This window comes from Microbacterium sp. LWS13-1.2, from assembly GCF_040144835.1.
Classification (GTDB): Bacteria; Actinomycetota; Actinomycetes; order Actinomycetales; family Microbacteriaceae; genus Microbacterium.
The window spans coordinates 3,594,052-3,610,558 of record NZ_CP151632.1 but is presented as its reverse complement, the minus strand read 5'-3'; the positions used below and the strand labels follow the sequence as shown (position 1 = coordinate 3,610,558).

Here is a 16,507-nt window from a genome sequence, read left to right as displayed (position 1 = left end):
ATATGCGATGCAAATCGATTTGCATTGCTCGATCTCGAAGGAGCTCCAGAAATGAACACTCCCCCGAAGCGCGTCAGGCGCATCCTGACCGGCGGCGTCACCGCTGCGGCCGTCGCGGTGTCGGCACTGGTCGGCCTGCCGGCCGCTGCCGCCGTCGGTCCCGTCACCGCAGCAGCGCTGCCCGACCTCCAGAACGGACCCGAACCGACCGTCCACACTCAGGAGGCCTTTGCCCCTGAGGACGACTTCACCGCCAAGTGGACCCGGGCGGACGCGCGGCAGCTCAAGCGCCTGTCCGACCCGACTGCGGGCTCGAAGCAGAACTCGATGCCCGCCGAGCTCACGATGCCCGCGGTTCCGCAGGACTTCCCCGACATGAGCAATGAAGAGGTCTGGGTCTGGGATTCCTGGCCACTGACCGACGAGGACGCCAACCAGTACAGCGTCAACGGCCAGGAGATCATCTTCTCGCTCGTGGCCGACCGCAACCTCGTGTTCGACGAGCGGCACGTGTTCGCGAAGATCGGCTACTTCTATCGCCCGGCCGGCGTCCCCGCCGACGAGCGTCCGGAGAACGGCGGCTGGACGTACGGCGGCCTCGTCTTCGACGAGGGCGTGACCGGCCAGATCTTCCCCGACCAGTCCTACAGCCACCAGACCCAGTGGTCGGGTTCGGCGCGCATCTCGAAGAGCGGCGAGATCAAGCTGTTCTTCACGGATGTCGCGTTCTACCGCAACGGGGACGGCAGCAACCGCAAGCCCTACGACCCGCGCATCGCGCTGAGCGTCGGCAAGGTGCACGCCAACAAGAACGGCGTGAAGCTGACCGGATTCGACGAGGTCACCGACCTGCTGCAGGCCGACGGCACCTACTACCAGACCGGTGCGCAGAACGAGTTCTTCAACTTCCGCGACCCGTTCACGTTCGAGGACCCGGCGCACCCGGGTGAGACCTTCATGGTCTTCGAAGGCAACTCCGCCATGCCCCGCGAGAGCGCGACGTGCAACGAAGAGGACCTCGGCTACCGCGAGGGGGATCCGTTCGCAGAGACTGTCGAGCAGGTGAACGCCTCGGGCGCCACGTATCAGATCGGCAACGTCGGTCTCGCGAAGGCGAAGAACGAGGACCTCACCGAGTGGGAGTTCCTGCCGCCCATCCTGTCGGCGAACTGCGTCACGGATCAGACCGAGCGTCCGCAGATCTACATGAAGGACGGCAGGTACTACCTCTTCACCATCAGCCACCGCGGCACGTTCGCGAACGGCATCGATGGGCCTGAGGGCGTCTACGGCTTCGTCGGCGACGGCATCCGCAGCGACTACCAGCCGATGAACGCCGGCTCGGGACTCGCGCTCGGCAACCCGACGAACCTGAACTTCGCCGGCGGGCAGCCGTTCGCGCCGGACTTCAACCAGCCGATCGGGCACTTCCAGGCGTACTCGCACTACGTCATGCCCGGTGGACTGGTGCAGTCGTTCATCGACACGATCGGCACCGAGGGCGACTTCCGCCGCGGCGGCACTCTCGCACCGACGGTCAAGATCGACATCGACGGCGCCTCGTCGGCGGTCGACTACTCGTACGGGGACGGCGGGCTCGGCGGCTACGCCGACATCCCGGCGAACATCAACATCAACCCCGGCGGCAAAGAGAAGCCGCTGCGCTGACCGTAGCGACAGAGCGACGGATGCCTCGGCACGGCCTCGTGCCGAGGCATCCGTCCCGCTCCGTCTCGCCCCGCTTGCCCGACATTCTCTGCCCGCCCGATCCGGAAGGAACCCGCGATGCACGACGCACACGATGCCCAGACCACGTTCCCCTGGCGGCGCGCCCTGCTCTGGGCGGCGGCGGCCATCGCGGTGGTCGCTCTCGTGCTCGGAACGGCGGTCACCGTGCTGAGGCCGTCGGAAGGCAGCCCCGGGGTTCGGCCCACACCGACGGCACCGTCCGCCGACACGGGCGAGCGGCCGGCGGACTGGTCGCCGCATCGGCCGGGGATCCACATCACGCCCGGCGAGAGCTGGATGAACGATCCGCAGAAGCCGTTCCTGCTCGACGGCGTGTGGCACTACTACTACCTGTACAACGCCGACTACCCCGACGGGAACGGCACGGCGTGGTACCACGCGACCTCGACCGACCTGGTGCACTGGCAGGACGAAGGCGTGGCGATCGAGAAGTACGCCAACGGCCTGGGCGACATCTGGACCGGCACCGCGGTGGTCGACGCGCACGGCACCGCCGGGTTCGGCGCGGGTGCGGTGATCGCCCTCGTCACCCAGCAGGTGGACGGCGTGCAGCGGCAGTCGCTCTTCTTCTCGCGCGACAGCGGCTACAGCTTCGAGTCGTACGACGGCAACCCGGTGATGGACAACCCCGGCGTCGCGGACTGGCGGGACCCGCGCGTGTTCTGGGACGAGGCCGCCGGGCGCTGGGTGATGGCGCTGGCCGAGCACGACCGGATCGGCTTCTACACCTCGCCGAATCTGCGCGAGTGGACCTACGTCTCGGACTTCCCGACCGCCGGGCTCGGCGTGCTCGAGTGCCCCGACCTGTTCCCGATGTCGGTGAACGGGGATCCCGACGACGTGCGCTGGGTGCTCGTGGCCGGTGCCAACGGCGCGGCGGAGGGCATGACCACCGGCACCGCGTACTGGGTCGGTCAGTGGGACGGCGAGCGCTTCACGGCCGACGGAACCGGGCACCAGTGGCTGGACCACGGTCCCGACTACTACGCCGCTGTCACGTGGGACGACCCCCGGCTCGACACCGGCGACCGTCTGGCGTCGAGGTACGGCATCGGCTGGATGAACAACTGGGCCTACGCCGGCAGCCTGCCGGGCGAAGACTGGCACGGCGGCTCGGACTCCCTCATGCGCACGATCTCGCTGCGGGCGAACGGGGCGGGCGCCACGTTGCACTCGACGCCCGCGCCGGAGCTGGACGCGCTGGCCGGAGAACGCGAGGCGCTCGCGGACGCGCAGGTGGACGCCGAGACCGCGGTCGAGGTCGACGTGCCGGCGTCGGGCGCCTATCGGCTGAGGCTCACCGCGTCCGAGGCGGCCGGCGACACCGGCGAACTCCGCGTGAAGGTGCTCACCGGCGACGGCACGTTCGCCACCGTCGGCTACGACTTCGCTGCGGGGGTCGCGTTCGTGACGCGCGACGCGGACGCGGTCGCCGAAGGGATGCCGGAGGCGTACCGCGACGTGCGCACGGCGCGCGTCGCTCCGGTCGACGGACGGGTGGAGCTCGACATCGTCGTGGATGCGGCGTCGGTCGAGGTGTTCGCCGGCGACGGGGACGTCGCGCTGACGATGGCGACCTTCGGGTCGGCGGGCGAGCGCGGACTGCGCATCGAGGGGGCGGATGGTGCGGTGAGCGTCACCGACGCGAGCCTTACTCCCCTGCGCGTCGCGCCCGTCGAGCGGACCGGTCGCCGCTAGGCGCGCTCGTCAGCGGACGGCGGGCGGACCGGTCGCGGCCAGACCGGTCGCGGCTAGCGCGCGGCGCGCTGATCAGCGGACGGCGGGCGCGGCGACGGAGCCGCGCTCGACGAGCCAGCCCCGCAGCTGGTGCACGCCGTCGCCGACGGGCGGAGCGGTGCCGTCTATCCGATCCAGCAGCCGCGTCATCCCCCACCGTCCGATCTCGTCGTGGGGCAGCGCGACCGTCGTGAGCCCGGGGTCCAGGGCATCGGCGACCGGGCGCAGGTCGTCGATGCCGACCACCGACAGGCCTGCCGGCACGGGGATCCCGCGTCGCGCGGCGGCCTGCATCACCCCCATCGCGATCTGGTCGTTGAAGCAGATGATCGCGGTCGGCGGACGGGTCTGGTCGAGCAGGCGTCCGCCCGCCTCACGACCCCCGGCAGCGTTCGAGGCGCAGAAATCGAGTCTGCCCTCGTCGAGGGCGATGCCGGCGTCTCCCAGAGCCGAGCGCACGCCGATCAGGCGTCCGCGCGCAGCCCGCGATTCGTCGGTCGTGCCGACGTAGGCGATCTCGCGGTGGCCCTCCCGGGTGAGCCGCTCGCACGCGAGCGTCGCGATCTGCGCCTCGTCGGGCACGACGGCATCCACCTGCCAGCCGGGCTCCGGCGCCGCATCGACGAGCACCACCGGCACGTCGTCGGGCACCGCGGGACGATCCACGCGCTGGTGGTACATCCGGGCGATGAGCAGGCCGTCGACGCGCTGCGCGAGGAATCGCGAGACGAGATCGCGCTCGGCCTCGGCATCTCCCCCGCTCTCGGCCACCATGAGCAGCACGTCCCGCTCGAGCCCCGCGCGGCGGGCGCCCTCGATGATACGGCCGGCGAACGGCGTCGCGGCGAGGTCGTCGCCGATCAGGCCGACGACCCCGGTGCGGCGCCGGCGCAGGCCGCTCGCCACGCGGTCGGGAACGTAGCCGAGCTCGCGCGCCACCGCGAGGATCCGCTCCCTCGTCTCGGCGTTGACGGCGCGGGCGCCGCTGAGGGCGTGCGAGACCGTCGTCGGTGAGACGCCTGCCGCCGCCGCCACATCGCTGACGCGCGGGCGGCCGCCTCCGGTCGTCGAGCGGTTCCCCATTGCTCCAGGTTAGGCCGAGCGGGGCTCCCGACGAGTGCGCGGCGACGTCGCCCCGCGAGTCCGGTGCAGGAACGCCGTGGAGACGACGCGACGCACCCGCCCGCACGAGTGCGGGGCGCCGAGGTTCAGCGCACGACGGCGGTGACGGTCGCAAGCCGGCTGAGCACGTCCTGACTGACCGAACCGAGCAGGAAGCGTGCCAGCGCGCCGCGGCCGCGCGACCCGACCACCGCGAGCCGTGCCGAGGAGGCGAGCTCGTTGATGATCTGCGCCGGATACCCCCGCTCGACACGATGCTCGATCGCGAGGTCGGGGTACTGCGCGCTGAGCCCGGCGAGCGACAGGCCGAGGGCCTCGGCGGTGAGCTTCTCCATGTTCTCGAGATACTCCGCGGGGTAGACGGCCGCCATGTTGCGCGGCGCCTCGAGCGGGGTCCACACCGCGACGGCGATCAGCGGCTCGCCGAGGCGATCCGCCTCCGCGGCCGCGAACGCGATCGCCTTCTCCGACGCCGGCGAGCCGTCGACGCCCACCACCACTCCGGTGCGCTTCGACACGTCCACGTCGGGCACGACGACGACAGGGCACTGCGCTCCGGCGGCGATCCGCTGCCCGTGCGCGCCGCGGCGTCCCCCGGATCCGTCCTGGTGATCGCTCCCGATCACCAGCAGCGACGCGTGGGCCGAGGCATCCGTCAGCACCGCGACCGGATTGCCGCGATCGACGCGCATGTACACCTTCAGGCCGAGGCGAGGGAGAGCGGATGCCGTGGCCTCGACGCGTTCGCGTGCTGCCGCGACCGCGCGCTCGAGGACCTCGTCCTCGCCGATCGCGCCGACCGCGCCGCCCACGACCTCGATGAGCTTGAGGGGAAGGCGGTGGGCCGACGCGCGCTTTGTCGCCCATTCCACCGCCCGCAGCGCGGCGGGGGCGTCTGTGACTCCGACGACAATAGGTTCGACCACGGTGTCTCCTCTCGGCTGCCCTCAGAGTAGCGGTGACAAGGCGCGCGGCCGGGAGCGCCGCCTGCGCGGTGTCGCGGCGCGCAGTTCTGTGCGCCGCCTCAGCCCTGCCCCGGCCACGGCCCCCAGGGCCAGCCGTTGCCCGGGCCGGAGTCCGGTTCCGGTTCGGGTTCCGGGTCCGGCTGCGGGTCGGGCTCCGGCTGTGGGTCGGGCTCCGGTTGCGGGTCGGGCTGCGGCGAGGGGGCGGAGGGCGTCTGCGGCGCAGAACCCTGGTCCGGCGCGGGCGCCGGAGCCGGTGTCTGGCCTGGGGACTGCTGCGACCGCTGCCGCTGCGCCGCGCGCTGCTGCTCCAGCTCGCGCAGCCGCTGCTGCTCGGCGGCGATCCGCTCCTGCTCGCCGCGCAGCGCCGCAACCGCGCCCGCATACGAGCCCATCGCCGCGAGGGCGTCGGCGTTCTCGCGTGCCGCTGCGGCTGCCGCCGCTGCGCCGAGCACCGCGTCCCGCAGCTCGGTCGCCGGCAGCGGGTTCTCGGCGGCGATCCGATCCGCCGAGGTCGGCAGCGTCGCGCCGAGCGCGAGGAGCGCCGCGTGCAACGCGTCGATCCGGCCCTGCAGCGCCGCGGAGTCCGCGCGGACATCGGATGCCGCGGCGACGAGGTCGGCGCGGAAGTCATCGGCGTCGTCCGTGGCAGCGGTGACGGCCTCGACATCCGTCGTGTCGGCCCCCGTCCGCGCAGTTGTGTCCGGGCCGGCGACAGGCGAGGCGCCGGCATCCGCGTTCAGGTCGTCGAATGCCACCTGTGCTGCCTGCAGCGCCGCGTCGTCGCTGATCCCTCCGAGCTGGGCGAGGACGGGTTCGGTGGCGGCGACGGCCGCGTCGCCGGCAGCGCCGAGCGCGGCGTCCTCGACGAGCGCCGCGTCGAGGTCGGCCTGCGCTGCGACGACGCCCGCCTCGGCCTCGTCGAGCTGAGCGACGGCGGCCGCGAGCCGGTCTCGGGCCATCGCGGATTGCACCGTGACGGTTCCCGCGGTCGCGAGAGCTCCGACGACGATGACGGATGCCGCCACCAGCCCCCAGCGCGCCGCCGCACTCCTTCGCGCGGGGCGTCTGGTGCCCGGCGCGGTCGCGGCCGTGTTCGGTGGTGCCGTGCGCTGCGCCTCGACGACAGGCGCGGCCTCGAGCGGCGCCGCGCGCGGAGGCACGACCTGATCATCGACCGGGGCGGGCGCGGGGCCCCCTGGACCCATCGCGGCGAGCGCGCGCGGACTGTCCCCTGATCCGGGCGCGCTCGCCGCGGGTCCCCCAGTGGCGAGGGAATCGCCGCCGATTTCGGCGGGTACGGCGATGGCCGCGGCGATCCCCGGCGGGGTCGCGGCGACAATGGTGGGTGGAAGTGGCGGAGCCGACTTCGCCGGGCGAGCGATCGGCGTCTCGGGCGCCGCCACGACGGCGGCAGCCGTCGTCGCCGGGCGAGCGATGGGCGTCTCGGACGCCGCCGCGACGGCGGGTGCCGGAGCGGTCACCGGAGCCGGGGTCGCAGCGACAATGGTGGGCGGAAGTGGCGGAGCCGACTTCGCCGGGCGGACTATCTGCGCGTCGGGCGACACCGCGACGGCGGGCACCGAAGCAGGAGCCGGCTTCGCCGGGCCAGCGATGGGCGTCTCGGACGCCGCCGCCGCGACGGCCGCGGCAGGCTTCGCCGGGCGGGCGATCTGCGCGTCAGGCGACACCGCGACGGCCGCAGCCGTAGCCGTAGCCGGGGCCGGGGCCGGAGCCGGAGCCGGCGCTGGAACGGTGACACGGGCTGGCGGGACGGCCATCAGCGCGGCCACGGTCGGCGCGGTCGCCGGCACCGACGCCGCGGCGGCGCCGTGATGCGCCATCACGCGGGCGCTGGCAGCGGCCACGGCGATCGGCTGCTCCCGCTCCCCCACGCGGAGCGGGCCGAACAGTCCGGCGAGCGCCGCTTCGCGCTCGCGTTCCGCCTCGAGGTCGTCGTCGTGCTCGTCGTATGGCCGCGACGGACCGCCGTGCGGTGCGCCGGTCTTCCCCCGAAGTCCCATGCTCAGCTCCGTCCTCATCGCTGAGAGGACGCCAGTGTACGTCCGAGACGGCACGTGCAGCATGGGGGTTTTCCCCTGGTCAGTGGGGTCACCGGATCGGGACGGTCACCCTGTGGGTCGACCGTCCGCCGCCGGCGCCGCGTCTGCGCCGCGCCCGCAACGCGCACCGACGGCGAGAGCTACAGCGCCAGCCGCTCCCGCACGACATCGGCGAGCGCGTCGGCGTGCCGGCGGGCGTCGTCCTCCGACCCCGCCTCGACCATCACGCGCACCATCTCCTCGGTGCCCGAGGGTCGCAGGAGCACGCGTCCGGAGAGGCCGAGCTCGGCCGAGGCACGGGCGACGGCATCCTGAACCACGTCGTCGGAGCCCGCACGCGTACGATCCACACCGCGCACGTTCACGAGCACCTGCGGGTACACGGTCATGATCGAGGCGAGCTCGGCGAGGGTCTTGCCGGTGCGTGCCATCTCGGCGACGAGATGCAGACCGGTGAGCACGCCGTCGCCCGTCGTGGCGTAGTCGCTCATGATGACGTGGCCGGACTGCTCGCCGCCGAGCGAGAAGCCGCCCTCGTTCATGCGCTCGAGCACGTAGCGGTCGCCGACCGCCGTCGTCTCGACGTGGATGCCGTGGGCCGACATCGCACGGTGCAGGCCGAGGTTGCTCATCACGGTGGCGACGAGGGTGTCGTCCTTCAGGCGGCCGCGGTTCTTCATCGACACCGCGAGGATCGCCATGATCTGGTCGCCGTCGACGATCTTGCCGGTCGCATCGACCGCGAGGCAGCGGTCGGCGTCGCCATCGTGCGCGATGCCGACGTCGGCGCCGTGCTCGAGCACCGCCCGCGACAGCACGTCGAGGTGCGTCGAGCCGACGCCGTCATTGATGTTGATGCCGTCGGGGTCGGCGCCGATGACGGTGACGCGGGCGCCGGCATCCTTGAAGGTCTCGGGAGAGACTCCGGATGCCGCACCGTGCGCGCAGTCGAGCACGACGTGCAGGCCGTCCAGGCGGTGGGGCAGCGAGCCGAGCAGGTGCACGACGTACCGGTCTTCGGCGTCGGCGAACCGGCGGATGCGTCCGATGGCGCCGCCGGTGGGCAGCAGCTTGGGCCCGGACATCGCGCTCTCGATGCGCTCCTCGACGACGTCGGGCAGCTTCACGCCACCTCGCGCGAAGATCTTGATGCCGTTGTCGGGAGCGGGGTTGTGGGATGCCGAGACCATGACGCCGAAGTCGGCATCCATGTCGGCGATCAGGAACGCGGCTGCCGGGGTGGGCAGCACGCCGGCGTCGAAGACGTCGACGCCCGACGAGGCGAGACCCGCCTCGACCGCGGCCGAGAGGAACTCGCCCGAGACGCGCGGATCGCGCGCGACGACGGCGCTGAGGCGCTTGCCGGCGGCGCGACGCGCCTCGGCAGTACGGCCCTGGCCCAGGACGACGGCGGTCGCCTGGGCCAGGGACAGTGCGAGATCGGCGGTGAGGGGGCCGTTGGCCAGCCCCCTCACCCCGTCCGTGCCAAAGATCGGCATACGGAGATGAAGCCGATCAGCGCTTCGAGTACTGAGGCGCCTTGCGGGCCTTCTTGAGACCGGCCTTCTTGCGCTCGATGACGCGGGCGTCACGCGAGAGGAAGCCGGCCTTCTTGAGGGTCGGGCGGTTGTTCTCGGTGTCGATCTCGTTGAGCGCACGAGCGATGCCGAGGCGCAGCGCGCCGGCCTGGCCCGAGGGGCCACCGCCCGAGATGCGCACGATGACGTCGTACGCGTCGGTGAGGTTGAGCACCGTGAACGGGTCGGTGATGAGCTGCTGGTGCAGCTTGTTCGGGAAGTAGTCCTCGAACGCACGGCCGTTGACGGTGATGGTGCCCGAGCCGGGGATGACGCGCACGCGGGCGATGGCCTGCTTGCGGCGACCGACGGCCGCACCCGACACCGAGAGCACGGGGCGCTCGGCGGCGACGACGGTCTCGTCGACCTGGGACTCGGTGGAGTAGCTCGTGGGGGTTTCTTCGATGTTCGCCATCAGTGTGTCCTTGTCTCTACGGCGCTTACTGGGCGACCTGGTCGAAAACGTACGCGGTGGGCTTCTGCGCGGCGTGCGGGTGCTCGGCACCGCGGTACACCTTGAGCTTCGACAGCTGGTCGCGGCCGAGCGAGTTCTTCGGGAGCATGCCGCGGACGGCCTTCTCCACGGCGCGGACCGGGTTCTTCTCGAGGAGCTCCGAGTAGGTGACCGACTTCAGGCCGCCCGGGTAGCCCGAGTGACGGTACGCCTTCTTCTGCTCGAGCTTCTGGCCCGTCAGCGCGACCTTCTCGGCGTTGATGATGATGACGAAGTCGCCCTGGTCGACGTGCGGTGCGAACGTCGGCTTGTGCTTGCCACGGAGGAGGGTGGCGGCGTGCGAAGCGAGACGGCCGAGGACGACGTCAGTCGCGTCGATGACCAGCCACTCGCGCTGGATCTCGCCAGCCTTGGGGGTGTAAGTGCGCGTCACAGTAGTGCTGCTTTCTTGATTCGAACGGAGGAGTTCGTGAATCCCACTCCGGGGTGGTTCTGCTCCGGATCGGAGGCGGAACACGCCAGTGGAGGGCTCACGTTCGTGGTGCCGGGTCAGCTGAGCCGCACACCAAAGATCAATAGTACGCGACACGGATGCCTCGGCCAAACCGGCGCAATACCCGCAGACCTCGTCATGTCGGGAGCGCCACGCCGTGCGCCTCACGCGCCGGCTCGTTCACGCGGCATATCGTGCGACATCTGTCACACCTCGTTCACACGACGTCTCTAACCTTCTTCTCATGAATGCACCGTCGATCAAAGCAGTGATCCCCGCCGCAGGCTTGGGCACGCGCTTCCTCCCTGCCACCAAGGCGATGCCGAAGGAGATGCTCCCCGTCGTCGACAAGCCCGCCATTCAGTACGTCGTCGAAGAGGCGGTGGCCGCGGGCATCGACGATGTGCTCGTCATCATCGGACGCAACAAGAACGCGCTCGCCAACCACTTCGACCGCGTGACCGAGCTCGAGGACACGCTTCACCGCAAGGGCGACATGACGAAGCTCGAGCGGGTCATGCATTCCAGTTCGCTCGCGGACGTCCATTTCGTCCGCCAGGGCGACCCGCGCGGTCTCGGTCACGCGGTGCTGCGCGCCCGCAAGCACGTCGGCAACGAGACCTTCGCCGTTCTCCTCGGCGATGACCTCATCGACGCCCGCGACCCGCTGCTCTCCCGCATGATCGAGGTGTCGCAGGGCCAGTCGGCGACGGTCGTCGCGCTCATGGAGGTGGATCCGAGCCAGATCCACCTGTACGGGTGCGCCGACGTCGAGCCCACCGACGAAGCCGACATCGTGAAGATCAAGGCTCTGGTCGAGAAGCCGTCGGCCGACGAGGCACCGAGCAACCTGGCGATCATCGGTCGCTACGTGCTCAAGCCTGAGATCTTCGACGTGCTCGAGCGCACCGATCCCGGCAAGGGTGGCGAGATCCAGCTGACGGATGCCCTCGAGGTGCTCGCCGACGACGAGCAGGTCGCCGGACCGGTGCTCGGTGTCGTGTTCGCAGGTCGCCGCTATGACACCGGCGATCGCCTCGACTACCTGAAGTCGAGCATCCGGCTCGCCCTCGACCGCGAGGACCTCGGCCCCGAACTCGCCCAGTGGATCAAGGAACTCGCACCGCAGCTCGACTGAGCCGGACGCCCTGAGCACGGACGCTGCCGGCTCGGATGCCGACTCGGATGCCGACTCAGGTGCCGGTTCTCAGTCCGCCGCCCCTGGCAGGCCCCACGGGGTGTGACCTTTCGTGGGTCCACGCGCCCGGGCTTCCGGGTCTCGGCGGAAGATCCGGCGGTTGCCGCCACTCGGCGCGGTCGGGTGGTCGGGGTGGATCCCACGCCCAGCTCCACGCCGACTTGGAGACGAGCACGATCGGGCCGCCCTCGCCGGCCGGCGGGCGGAGCACGAATGTCCCCTTCCCGTCTCTGGTGATGCGCCACCCGGTGTTGTGCAGCTTCATATGGTGGAACCTGCAGAGCAGCACGCCCCGATCGACGTTCGTCTCTCCGCCCTCAGCGAAGTGATCGCAATGATGGGCTTCGCAGTACGACGGAGGTCGGTCGCAGCCGGGCCAGACACAGCCGCCGTCGCGGACCGCGAGCGCGACTCGCTGCGCGGCTGAGTACATGCGGGCTTCACGCCCGAGGTCGAACGGGTTGCCTTCGGGATCGACGATGACCTCGATGGCCCCGTTCGCGCACGCGTTGCGGTCGATCACCGAACCCGGCAGCGCGCATCCGCCGTCCACGTCGTGCCCGACCGCGATCAGTCGACCGAAGGCATCGCGGGGTCCGGCGTCCTTGACGACGACCATCCGCACACCCGGCTGCCGGGATCCGAACACACGCTTCGCCTCGGCGAGCGCGCCGGCGCGAGTCATGTCCATCAGCAGGTCATAGGCGAGCTGGTCGTTCGTGCGCGGGTCTTCGATGAGGCTCTCCGCGGCCGCACGCTCTTCGTCGGTCATGAAGCGCGGTCCGCCGCGGCGGGGGCGCAGCCCCGCGGCTAGCACGGACCGCACGAACGCGCCCATCTCATCGTCGAAGGCGATCGTGCCGCGTTCCTGCCCATCCGCGTCGATCCACATCCGGAATCCGCGGTTCTCGAACCGTCGACCGTAACGTTCCTCGGCCCCGACCGGGTCGAGCATGTCCCGCATGGTCCGCGCGCGCTTCGCCAGTTCCTCCACCGGCTGCCCTGACGCCTCCGCCGCGAGCGCTTCCGCCGCCAGCGTCCACGCCTCACGCACCATCGCTTCGCGCGCGGCCTCTTCAGCCGGGTCCACCGGCGGGAACAGCATCGACTCCGCCCCCGGATCCCCGTCGTCTCCGGGCGCATCCGCGCCACCCGCGCCCGCAACACCACCCGGGCCAGACTCGCCCGGCGAATCGTTCGCGCCAGGCACGGCACCGCGCTCAGCGGTCGCCACTCGAGGCTCACCGAGCCCACGCCGGATCGCGTCATGCTGTGCCGTCGTCAGCCGCCCATCGAGCAGTCCCCGCCGCAGCGGCTCATCCCACGGCGCCACCCGCACCGGCGTCTCATCCGGCATGACACCTCCGACCTCGTCGTCCGCAACGGCCCCCGGATGCCCATCGCCCGAGCCGCTGCCGACCCCGTCGGCACCGAACCCCGGAAGCACCGGAACCCCCGAGACGTCGCCGCCCGGCATGACCGCCGGGGGCGCAGCATCCGTCCCCTCCACGAGCGACTTGCCGACGCGCACCTGGCGCACAGCCTCGGCCCTCGTGCCGCCGGTGATCGACTGGATCAGCTTCTCGGGCGTGGAGAACCCCTGCCCCGCGGCGAGTCCACCCTGACCGCGCTCGCGCGAGGACCTCGTGGCCGCGACTCCGGCGAGCACCGCCTGCAACCGGTCGGCGTCGTTCGCGATCGCGCCGACCTCGGCGAGGACCTCGAGCACCGACGAATCGCTCAGCCGCGCCGCGCTCGACGGGAGCGCCTCAGCATCGACATCCAGCTCCGACCATGCCGCGAGCCGGTCGAGCCGGCCCCGCAGATCGGTGAGGATGTTCATATCTGAAGCATCCCACCAACCTCTGACATTCGAATCTCTGTTCGCATCCACGTGACTCGATTCCCCGCCGCTGCGGCACGTCCACGCCCGAACGCTCCCCGCCGACAGCCGCACCTCACGATCCCCCTATATAAGAGGCACGGACGCTGCGCCCCGCCGCCTCACCAGATCAGCAGCGCAGCCCCGACGGCGTTGAAGACGACGTGCGCCGTCAAGGCCCCGGCGAGCCTGCCGGTCAGCAGCGTCAGCACGCCGCACCCCAGCCCCACAGCGACGGTGCCGAGCAGCAGGCCGACGGGGACGAACGGTCCTGCCGCAAGTGCGTGCAGTCCCGCGAACAGCGCCGTCGAGAAGAGCACGGCCACCGGACCGGCGACCCACCGCCCCGCGCCCTCAAGCGCATCACCCAACGAGCGCTGGAGCAATCCGCGGAAGAACAGCTCCTCGATCACGGGAGTGACGAGAACGGCGCCCGCGAGGGTGACGATCATCGCGGCCATCACGCTCGAGTCATTCGGGATCAGCCCGCCCCCGAGGCCACCGGTGGAGGGCGCGACGAGCTCCACGAGCGCTCGCGCGACGAGCCCGACGCCCAGCCCCGCAACGACGTCGATCCATGAGAATCCGCGCAACCCGGTGGCCACCGTGAACCGCTCCTGCGTCACCCGCGCGGCCACGATGACCGCGCCGAGCAGCGGAGCCGACAGCAGCACCAGGTCGACGAACGCGACCAGGATCAGCGGCCAGGCCCAGATCACCGCGTGCACCGACGGGAGCCAGAGGATCACCGCCGCGGCGAGCAGTGCGCCGACGGCCGCCACCGCCAGTGCCACCCATGGATGTCGCCACGCGCGCCGGCGACCCGGCGCATCTACCGACACATCGGCCCCGTCGTTCACCATCGCACCCCTCGTGCTGCGGAAAAAGACGAAGACCCCGGGCCGGAGCCCGGGGTCTTCGTGATGTCGTAGGTCAGCGGTTGGCAGCAGCGCGACGACGGGCGACCGCAGCCGCGACAGCGATGCCGCCGAGGCCGATGGCGCCGACGCCGAGCCAGATGAACGCACCCGGAACCTCGCCACCCGTGGCGGGCAGCTGGGCCGAGCCACCGCCGGCAGCGGCAGTCCCGACGGTGATCGTCTGCGTGGCAACCACGTTGCCCTCGCCGTCCACGGCGGTGACGACGTAGGTGCCGGTCTGGCTGGCCGTGAACTGGACCGAAGCCGAGCCGTCGACGACCTGCTTCTCCACCCCGCCGCTACCTGCGGCGTGGACCAGCGATGCGAGGGTGACGCCCTGGCCGGGGGTGACCGTGATGCGGACGAAGGGGACGTTCAGGTTGTTGAACGTGATGGTGATGGTCTGACCCACAGCCGGCGTGGTGTCGCTCACGACAACTGTCGGGGGGTCAGGCGTGTAGTCGGCGGATGCCGCACCGGCGCCGCCGAGAACCAGCAGGCCGGCGACAGCAATCGCGGCGAAAGTCTTCTTGAACATGGCAGAGATCTCCCGAGTAATTGGCACGTCATCGGCTGGGGGGATTTGTGTCGGGCAAGCGCTCCCCGGTCGCCCGACGTGTCACACGCTATCGCATTCTGAGAGTTCGGCGAGAGGGCCAGGGTTTCCAGAAAGTAACAAATTGTCGCACCTGTCCCCCGAACGGAGGACAAAACACAAACTGCGTGTCCCCCACAAGGGCGACAAGACGATCCGAGATGTCCCAATGTCCCCCTTTCGGGGGACATATTGAAGGCGAGATGCGAAATGTCCCCCATTCGGGGGACAAATTGAGCCCACGCGAAATGCCCAAAGACCTAGGTCATTGCGCCTACGAGCAGGCCCAAACCCACGTACGAGGCGTTGTAGACCGCGTGCACGAGCACGGCTCCCCAGATGCGCCCGGTCAGCAGCACCAGCAGCGCGCATACCATCCCCAGAAGCGAGAGCGACACCACGCCGCTCGCGTCGACGTCGCCCGAGATGCCGTGCACCAGCACGAACAACGCGGTCGAGGCGAGCGCGGCCACGAGCCCGGCGGTGAGCTTGCCGAACGGGCGCCGCAGCACGGTGTAAAGCGCGACGAGCACCACGGCGCGGAAGAAGAACTCCTCGACGAGCGGCGCGACCACGACCGGTGCCACGACGTCGAGAGCGACCGTCGAGAGCGCCCACGAGCCGTCGACCTGCAGCAGGGTCGGGAGCGTCGCCGCGCTGCCATCCAGTCCTTCGATCCATCCCTGGGTGGTGCGCAGGAGCGCACCCAGCACCAGCCCGTAGAGCAGGTCGATGGCTCGCAGCCGCAGCAGGCCGATCGGTCGCGACCGGGTGAACGCCCAGACGATAGGGCCCAGCATCCCGAGCCACATGATGACGGTGGCGGATGCCGCAGCCCACGGCGAATCCCACACCGTGGCGACGAGCGACCCGAGCAGCACGGCGGCGCCGAGCGACACCAGCGCGACGGCCAGCAGCCCCTCGCGCCACCGCAGCACGGTGCGTCCGCCCAGGCGCCAGTCGGTGCGAGCCTCGTGCGATGCGCGACGGGAGCGGCGCGGCGCCGGCCCGTCCACGGGCGCGACGGCGCCGTCCGCGTCGACGATCGCGGCGGCCGGCGGCTGGATCGCCCACACGTCGACCGTGGGCGTGGCGTCGCTAGGCTGGTCAGGCACGCGCCTACGTTACCCGCCCCGTGGAGGCATCCCCTTGTTCGCGATCCTCACGGTCTGCACGGGCAACATCTGCCGTTCGCCGCTCGCCGAGCAGCTGCTGCGCGCACGGCTCGCAGACCTCGCTCCCTACGTCGCGAGCGCCGGCACGCGCGGTCTGCCCGCGGCGCCGATGACGGTCGAGGCGGCGCATATCGCGCGGGCGCTCGGCGTCCCCGACGATGAGACCGACGCCCACCGCTCGCGGTTCCTCACCGAACAGCACCTCGACACGCCCGACCTGATCCTCGCGATGACGCGCGTGCATCGCCGTGCCATCGCCGAGCTGGCGCCGTCTCGCCTGCGTTCGACGTTCACGATCCGTGAGTTCGCTCGACTGGCCGCGGCCGTGCCCGCCGACGAGCTGCGGGCGGCGGCGGATGCCGCCGCCTCACCGTCCGAGAAGCTGCGGGCCGCGGCATCCGTGGTCGCGTCGTACCGCGGTCTCGTGCCGCCACCGGAGGATCCCGACGACGACGATGTGATCGACCCGTACCGGCAGCCGTGGGAGACCTACCTGCTGTCGGCACAGCAGCTCGAGCCCGCCGTCACGGCGGTCGCTGCAACCGTGCGCGCAGCGCTGACGTAACCCGTTCCGGGCCTC

Annotated in this window: 14 protein-coding genes; 4 read left to right on the top strand and 10 right to left on the bottom strand. The window is 71.0% G+C overall.

Annotated elements, in window-relative coordinates; all coding sequences use genetic code 11:
• Positions 1 to 51 precede the first annotated feature (51 nt).
• Together MRBLWS13_RS16690 and MRBLWS13_RS16685 are read left to right on the top strand one after the other, a co-directional pair.
• Positions 52 to 1,668, top strand: coding sequence for a glycoside hydrolase family 68 protein (locus MRBLWS13_RS16690; protein ID WP_349426443.1), 1,617 nt, complete (start codon positions 52 to 54; stop codon positions 1,666 to 1,668).
• 117 nt (positions 1,669 to 1,785) lie between these two features.
• Positions 1,786 to 3,447, top strand: coding sequence for a glycoside hydrolase family 32 protein (locus MRBLWS13_RS16685; RefSeq protein ID WP_349426442.1), 1,662 nt, complete (start codon positions 1,786 to 1,788; stop codon positions 3,445 to 3,447).
• A gap of 72 nt (positions 3,448 to 3,519) precedes the next feature.
• Here the strand turns inward: MRBLWS13_RS16685 and MRBLWS13_RS16680 are convergent, their stop codons facing one another.
• From MRBLWS13_RS16680 to rplM, 6 genes are all read right to left on the bottom strand, one after another.
• Positions 3,520 to 4,569, bottom strand: coding sequence for a LacI family DNA-binding transcriptional regulator (locus MRBLWS13_RS16680; protein WP_349426441.1), 1,050 nt, complete (start codon positions 4,567 to 4,569; stop codon positions 3,520 to 3,522).
• A 125-nt stretch (positions 4,570 to 4,694) separates the two neighbouring features.
• Complete coding sequence (locus tag MRBLWS13_RS16675) at positions 4,695 to 5,534, bottom strand: universal stress protein (RefSeq protein ID WP_349426440.1); 840 nt, start codon at positions 5,532 to 5,534, stop codon at positions 4,695 to 4,697.
• A gap of 98 nt (positions 5,535 to 5,632) precedes the next feature.
• Positions 5,633 to 7,594: a hypothetical protein gene (locus tag MRBLWS13_RS16670; RefSeq protein WP_349426439.1), complete on the bottom strand. Its 1,962-nt coding sequence runs from the start codon at positions 7,592 to 7,594 to the stop codon at positions 5,633 to 5,635.
• A gap of 179 nt (positions 7,595 to 7,773) precedes the next feature.
• Entirely contained in the window at positions 7,774 to 9,132 is a 1,359-nt protein-coding gene (glmM, locus tag MRBLWS13_RS16665) for a phosphoglucosamine mutase (RefSeq protein ID WP_349426438.1), read from the bottom strand.
• Positions 9,133 to 9,148: 16 nt separating this feature from the next.
• Positions 9,149 to 9,625: a 30S ribosomal protein S9 gene (rpsI, locus tag MRBLWS13_RS16660; RefSeq protein ID WP_349426437.1), complete on the bottom strand. Its 477-nt coding sequence runs from the start codon at positions 9,623 to 9,625 to the stop codon at positions 9,149 to 9,151.
• 25 nt (positions 9,626 to 9,650) lie between these two features.
• Positions 9,651 to 10,097, bottom strand: a complete 447-nt coding sequence (gene rplM, locus MRBLWS13_RS16655) for a 50S ribosomal protein L13 (protein WP_308867931.1) — start codon at positions 10,095 to 10,097, stop codon at positions 9,651 to 9,653.
• Between the two features lie 304 nt (positions 10,098 to 10,401).
• Here rplM and galU point away from each other — a divergent pair, with 304 nt between their 5' ends.
• Complete coding sequence (gene galU / locus MRBLWS13_RS16650) at positions 10,402 to 11,295, top strand: UTP--glucose-1-phosphate uridylyltransferase GalU (RefSeq protein WP_349426436.1); 894 nt, start codon at positions 10,402 to 10,404, stop codon at positions 11,293 to 11,295.
• Positions 11,296 to 11,350: 55 nt separating this feature from the next.
• On the opposite strand, the gene MRBLWS13_RS16645 is transcribed toward galU, so the two are convergent.
• From MRBLWS13_RS16645 to MRBLWS13_RS16630, 4 genes are all read right to left on the bottom strand, one after another.
• Positions 11,351 to 13,249, bottom strand: coding sequence for a DUF222 domain-containing protein (locus MRBLWS13_RS16645; protein ID WP_349426435.1), 1,899 nt, complete (start codon positions 13,247 to 13,249; stop codon positions 11,351 to 11,353).
• A gap of 110 nt (positions 13,250 to 13,359) precedes the next feature.
• Entirely contained in the window at positions 13,360 to 14,100 is a 741-nt protein-coding gene (locus tag MRBLWS13_RS16640; protein ID WP_349426434.1) for a CPBP family intramembrane glutamic endopeptidase, read from the bottom strand.
• Positions 14,101 to 14,170: 70 nt separating this feature from the next.
• Complete coding sequence (locus tag MRBLWS13_RS16635) at positions 14,171 to 14,695, bottom strand: LPXTG cell wall anchor domain-containing protein (RefSeq protein ID WP_349426433.1); 525 nt, start codon at positions 14,693 to 14,695, stop codon at positions 14,171 to 14,173.
• Between the two features lie 317 nt (positions 14,696 to 15,012).
• The gene (locus MRBLWS13_RS16630) at positions 15,013 to 15,867 is read right to left on the bottom strand and encodes a type II CAAX endopeptidase family protein (protein WP_349426432.1); all 855 of its coding nucleotides are present in this window, start codon (positions 15,865 to 15,867) and stop codon (positions 15,013 to 15,015) included.
• A 34-nt stretch (positions 15,868 to 15,901) separates the two neighbouring features.
• Between MRBLWS13_RS16630 and MRBLWS13_RS16625 the strand changes: the two genes are divergently transcribed.
• Complete coding sequence (locus tag MRBLWS13_RS16625) at positions 15,902 to 16,492, top strand: low molecular weight phosphatase family protein (protein WP_349426431.1); 591 nt, start codon at positions 15,902 to 15,904, stop codon at positions 16,490 to 16,492.
• Positions 16,493 to 16,507: the final 15 nt, after the last annotated feature.

What these genes read in the sequence shown, in the direction of transcription:
- MRBLWS13_RS16680 (WP_349426441.1), bottom strand. Translation starts at nt 4,569, where the DNA reads ATGGGGAACCGCTCGACGACCGGAGGCGGCCGCCCGCGCGTCAGCGAT.
- MRBLWS13_RS16640 (WP_349426434.1), bottom strand. Translation starts at nt 14,100, where the DNA reads ATGGTGAACGACGGGGCCGATGTGTCGGTAGATGCGCCGGGTCGCCGG.
- MRBLWS13_RS16685 (WP_349426442.1), top strand. Translation starts at nt 1,786, where the DNA reads ATGCACGACGCACACGATGCCCAGACCACGTTCCCCTGGCGGCGCGCC.
- MRBLWS13_RS16670 (WP_349426439.1), bottom strand. Translation starts at nt 7,594, where the DNA reads ATGGGACTTCGGGGGAAGACCGGCGCACCGCACGGCGGTCCGTCGCGG.
- galU (WP_349426436.1), top strand. Translation starts at nt 10,402, where the DNA reads ATGAATGCACCGTCGATCAAAGCAGTGATCCCCGCCGCAGGCTTGGGC.
- MRBLWS13_RS16690 (WP_349426443.1), top strand. Translation starts at nt 52, where the DNA reads ATGAACACTCCCCCGAAGCGCGTCAGGCGCATCCTGACCGGCGGCGTC.
- rpsI (WP_349426437.1), bottom strand. Translation starts at nt 9,625, where the DNA reads ATGGCGAACATCGAAGAAACCCCCACGAGCTACTCCACCGAGTCCCAG.
- glmM (WP_349426438.1), bottom strand. Translation starts at nt 9,132, where the DNA reads ATGCCGATCTTTGGCACGGACGGGGTGAGGGGGCTGGCCAACGGCCCC.
- MRBLWS13_RS16635 (WP_349426433.1), bottom strand. Translation starts at nt 14,695, where the DNA reads ATGTTCAAGAAGACTTTCGCCGCGATTGCTGTCGCCGGCCTGCTGGTT.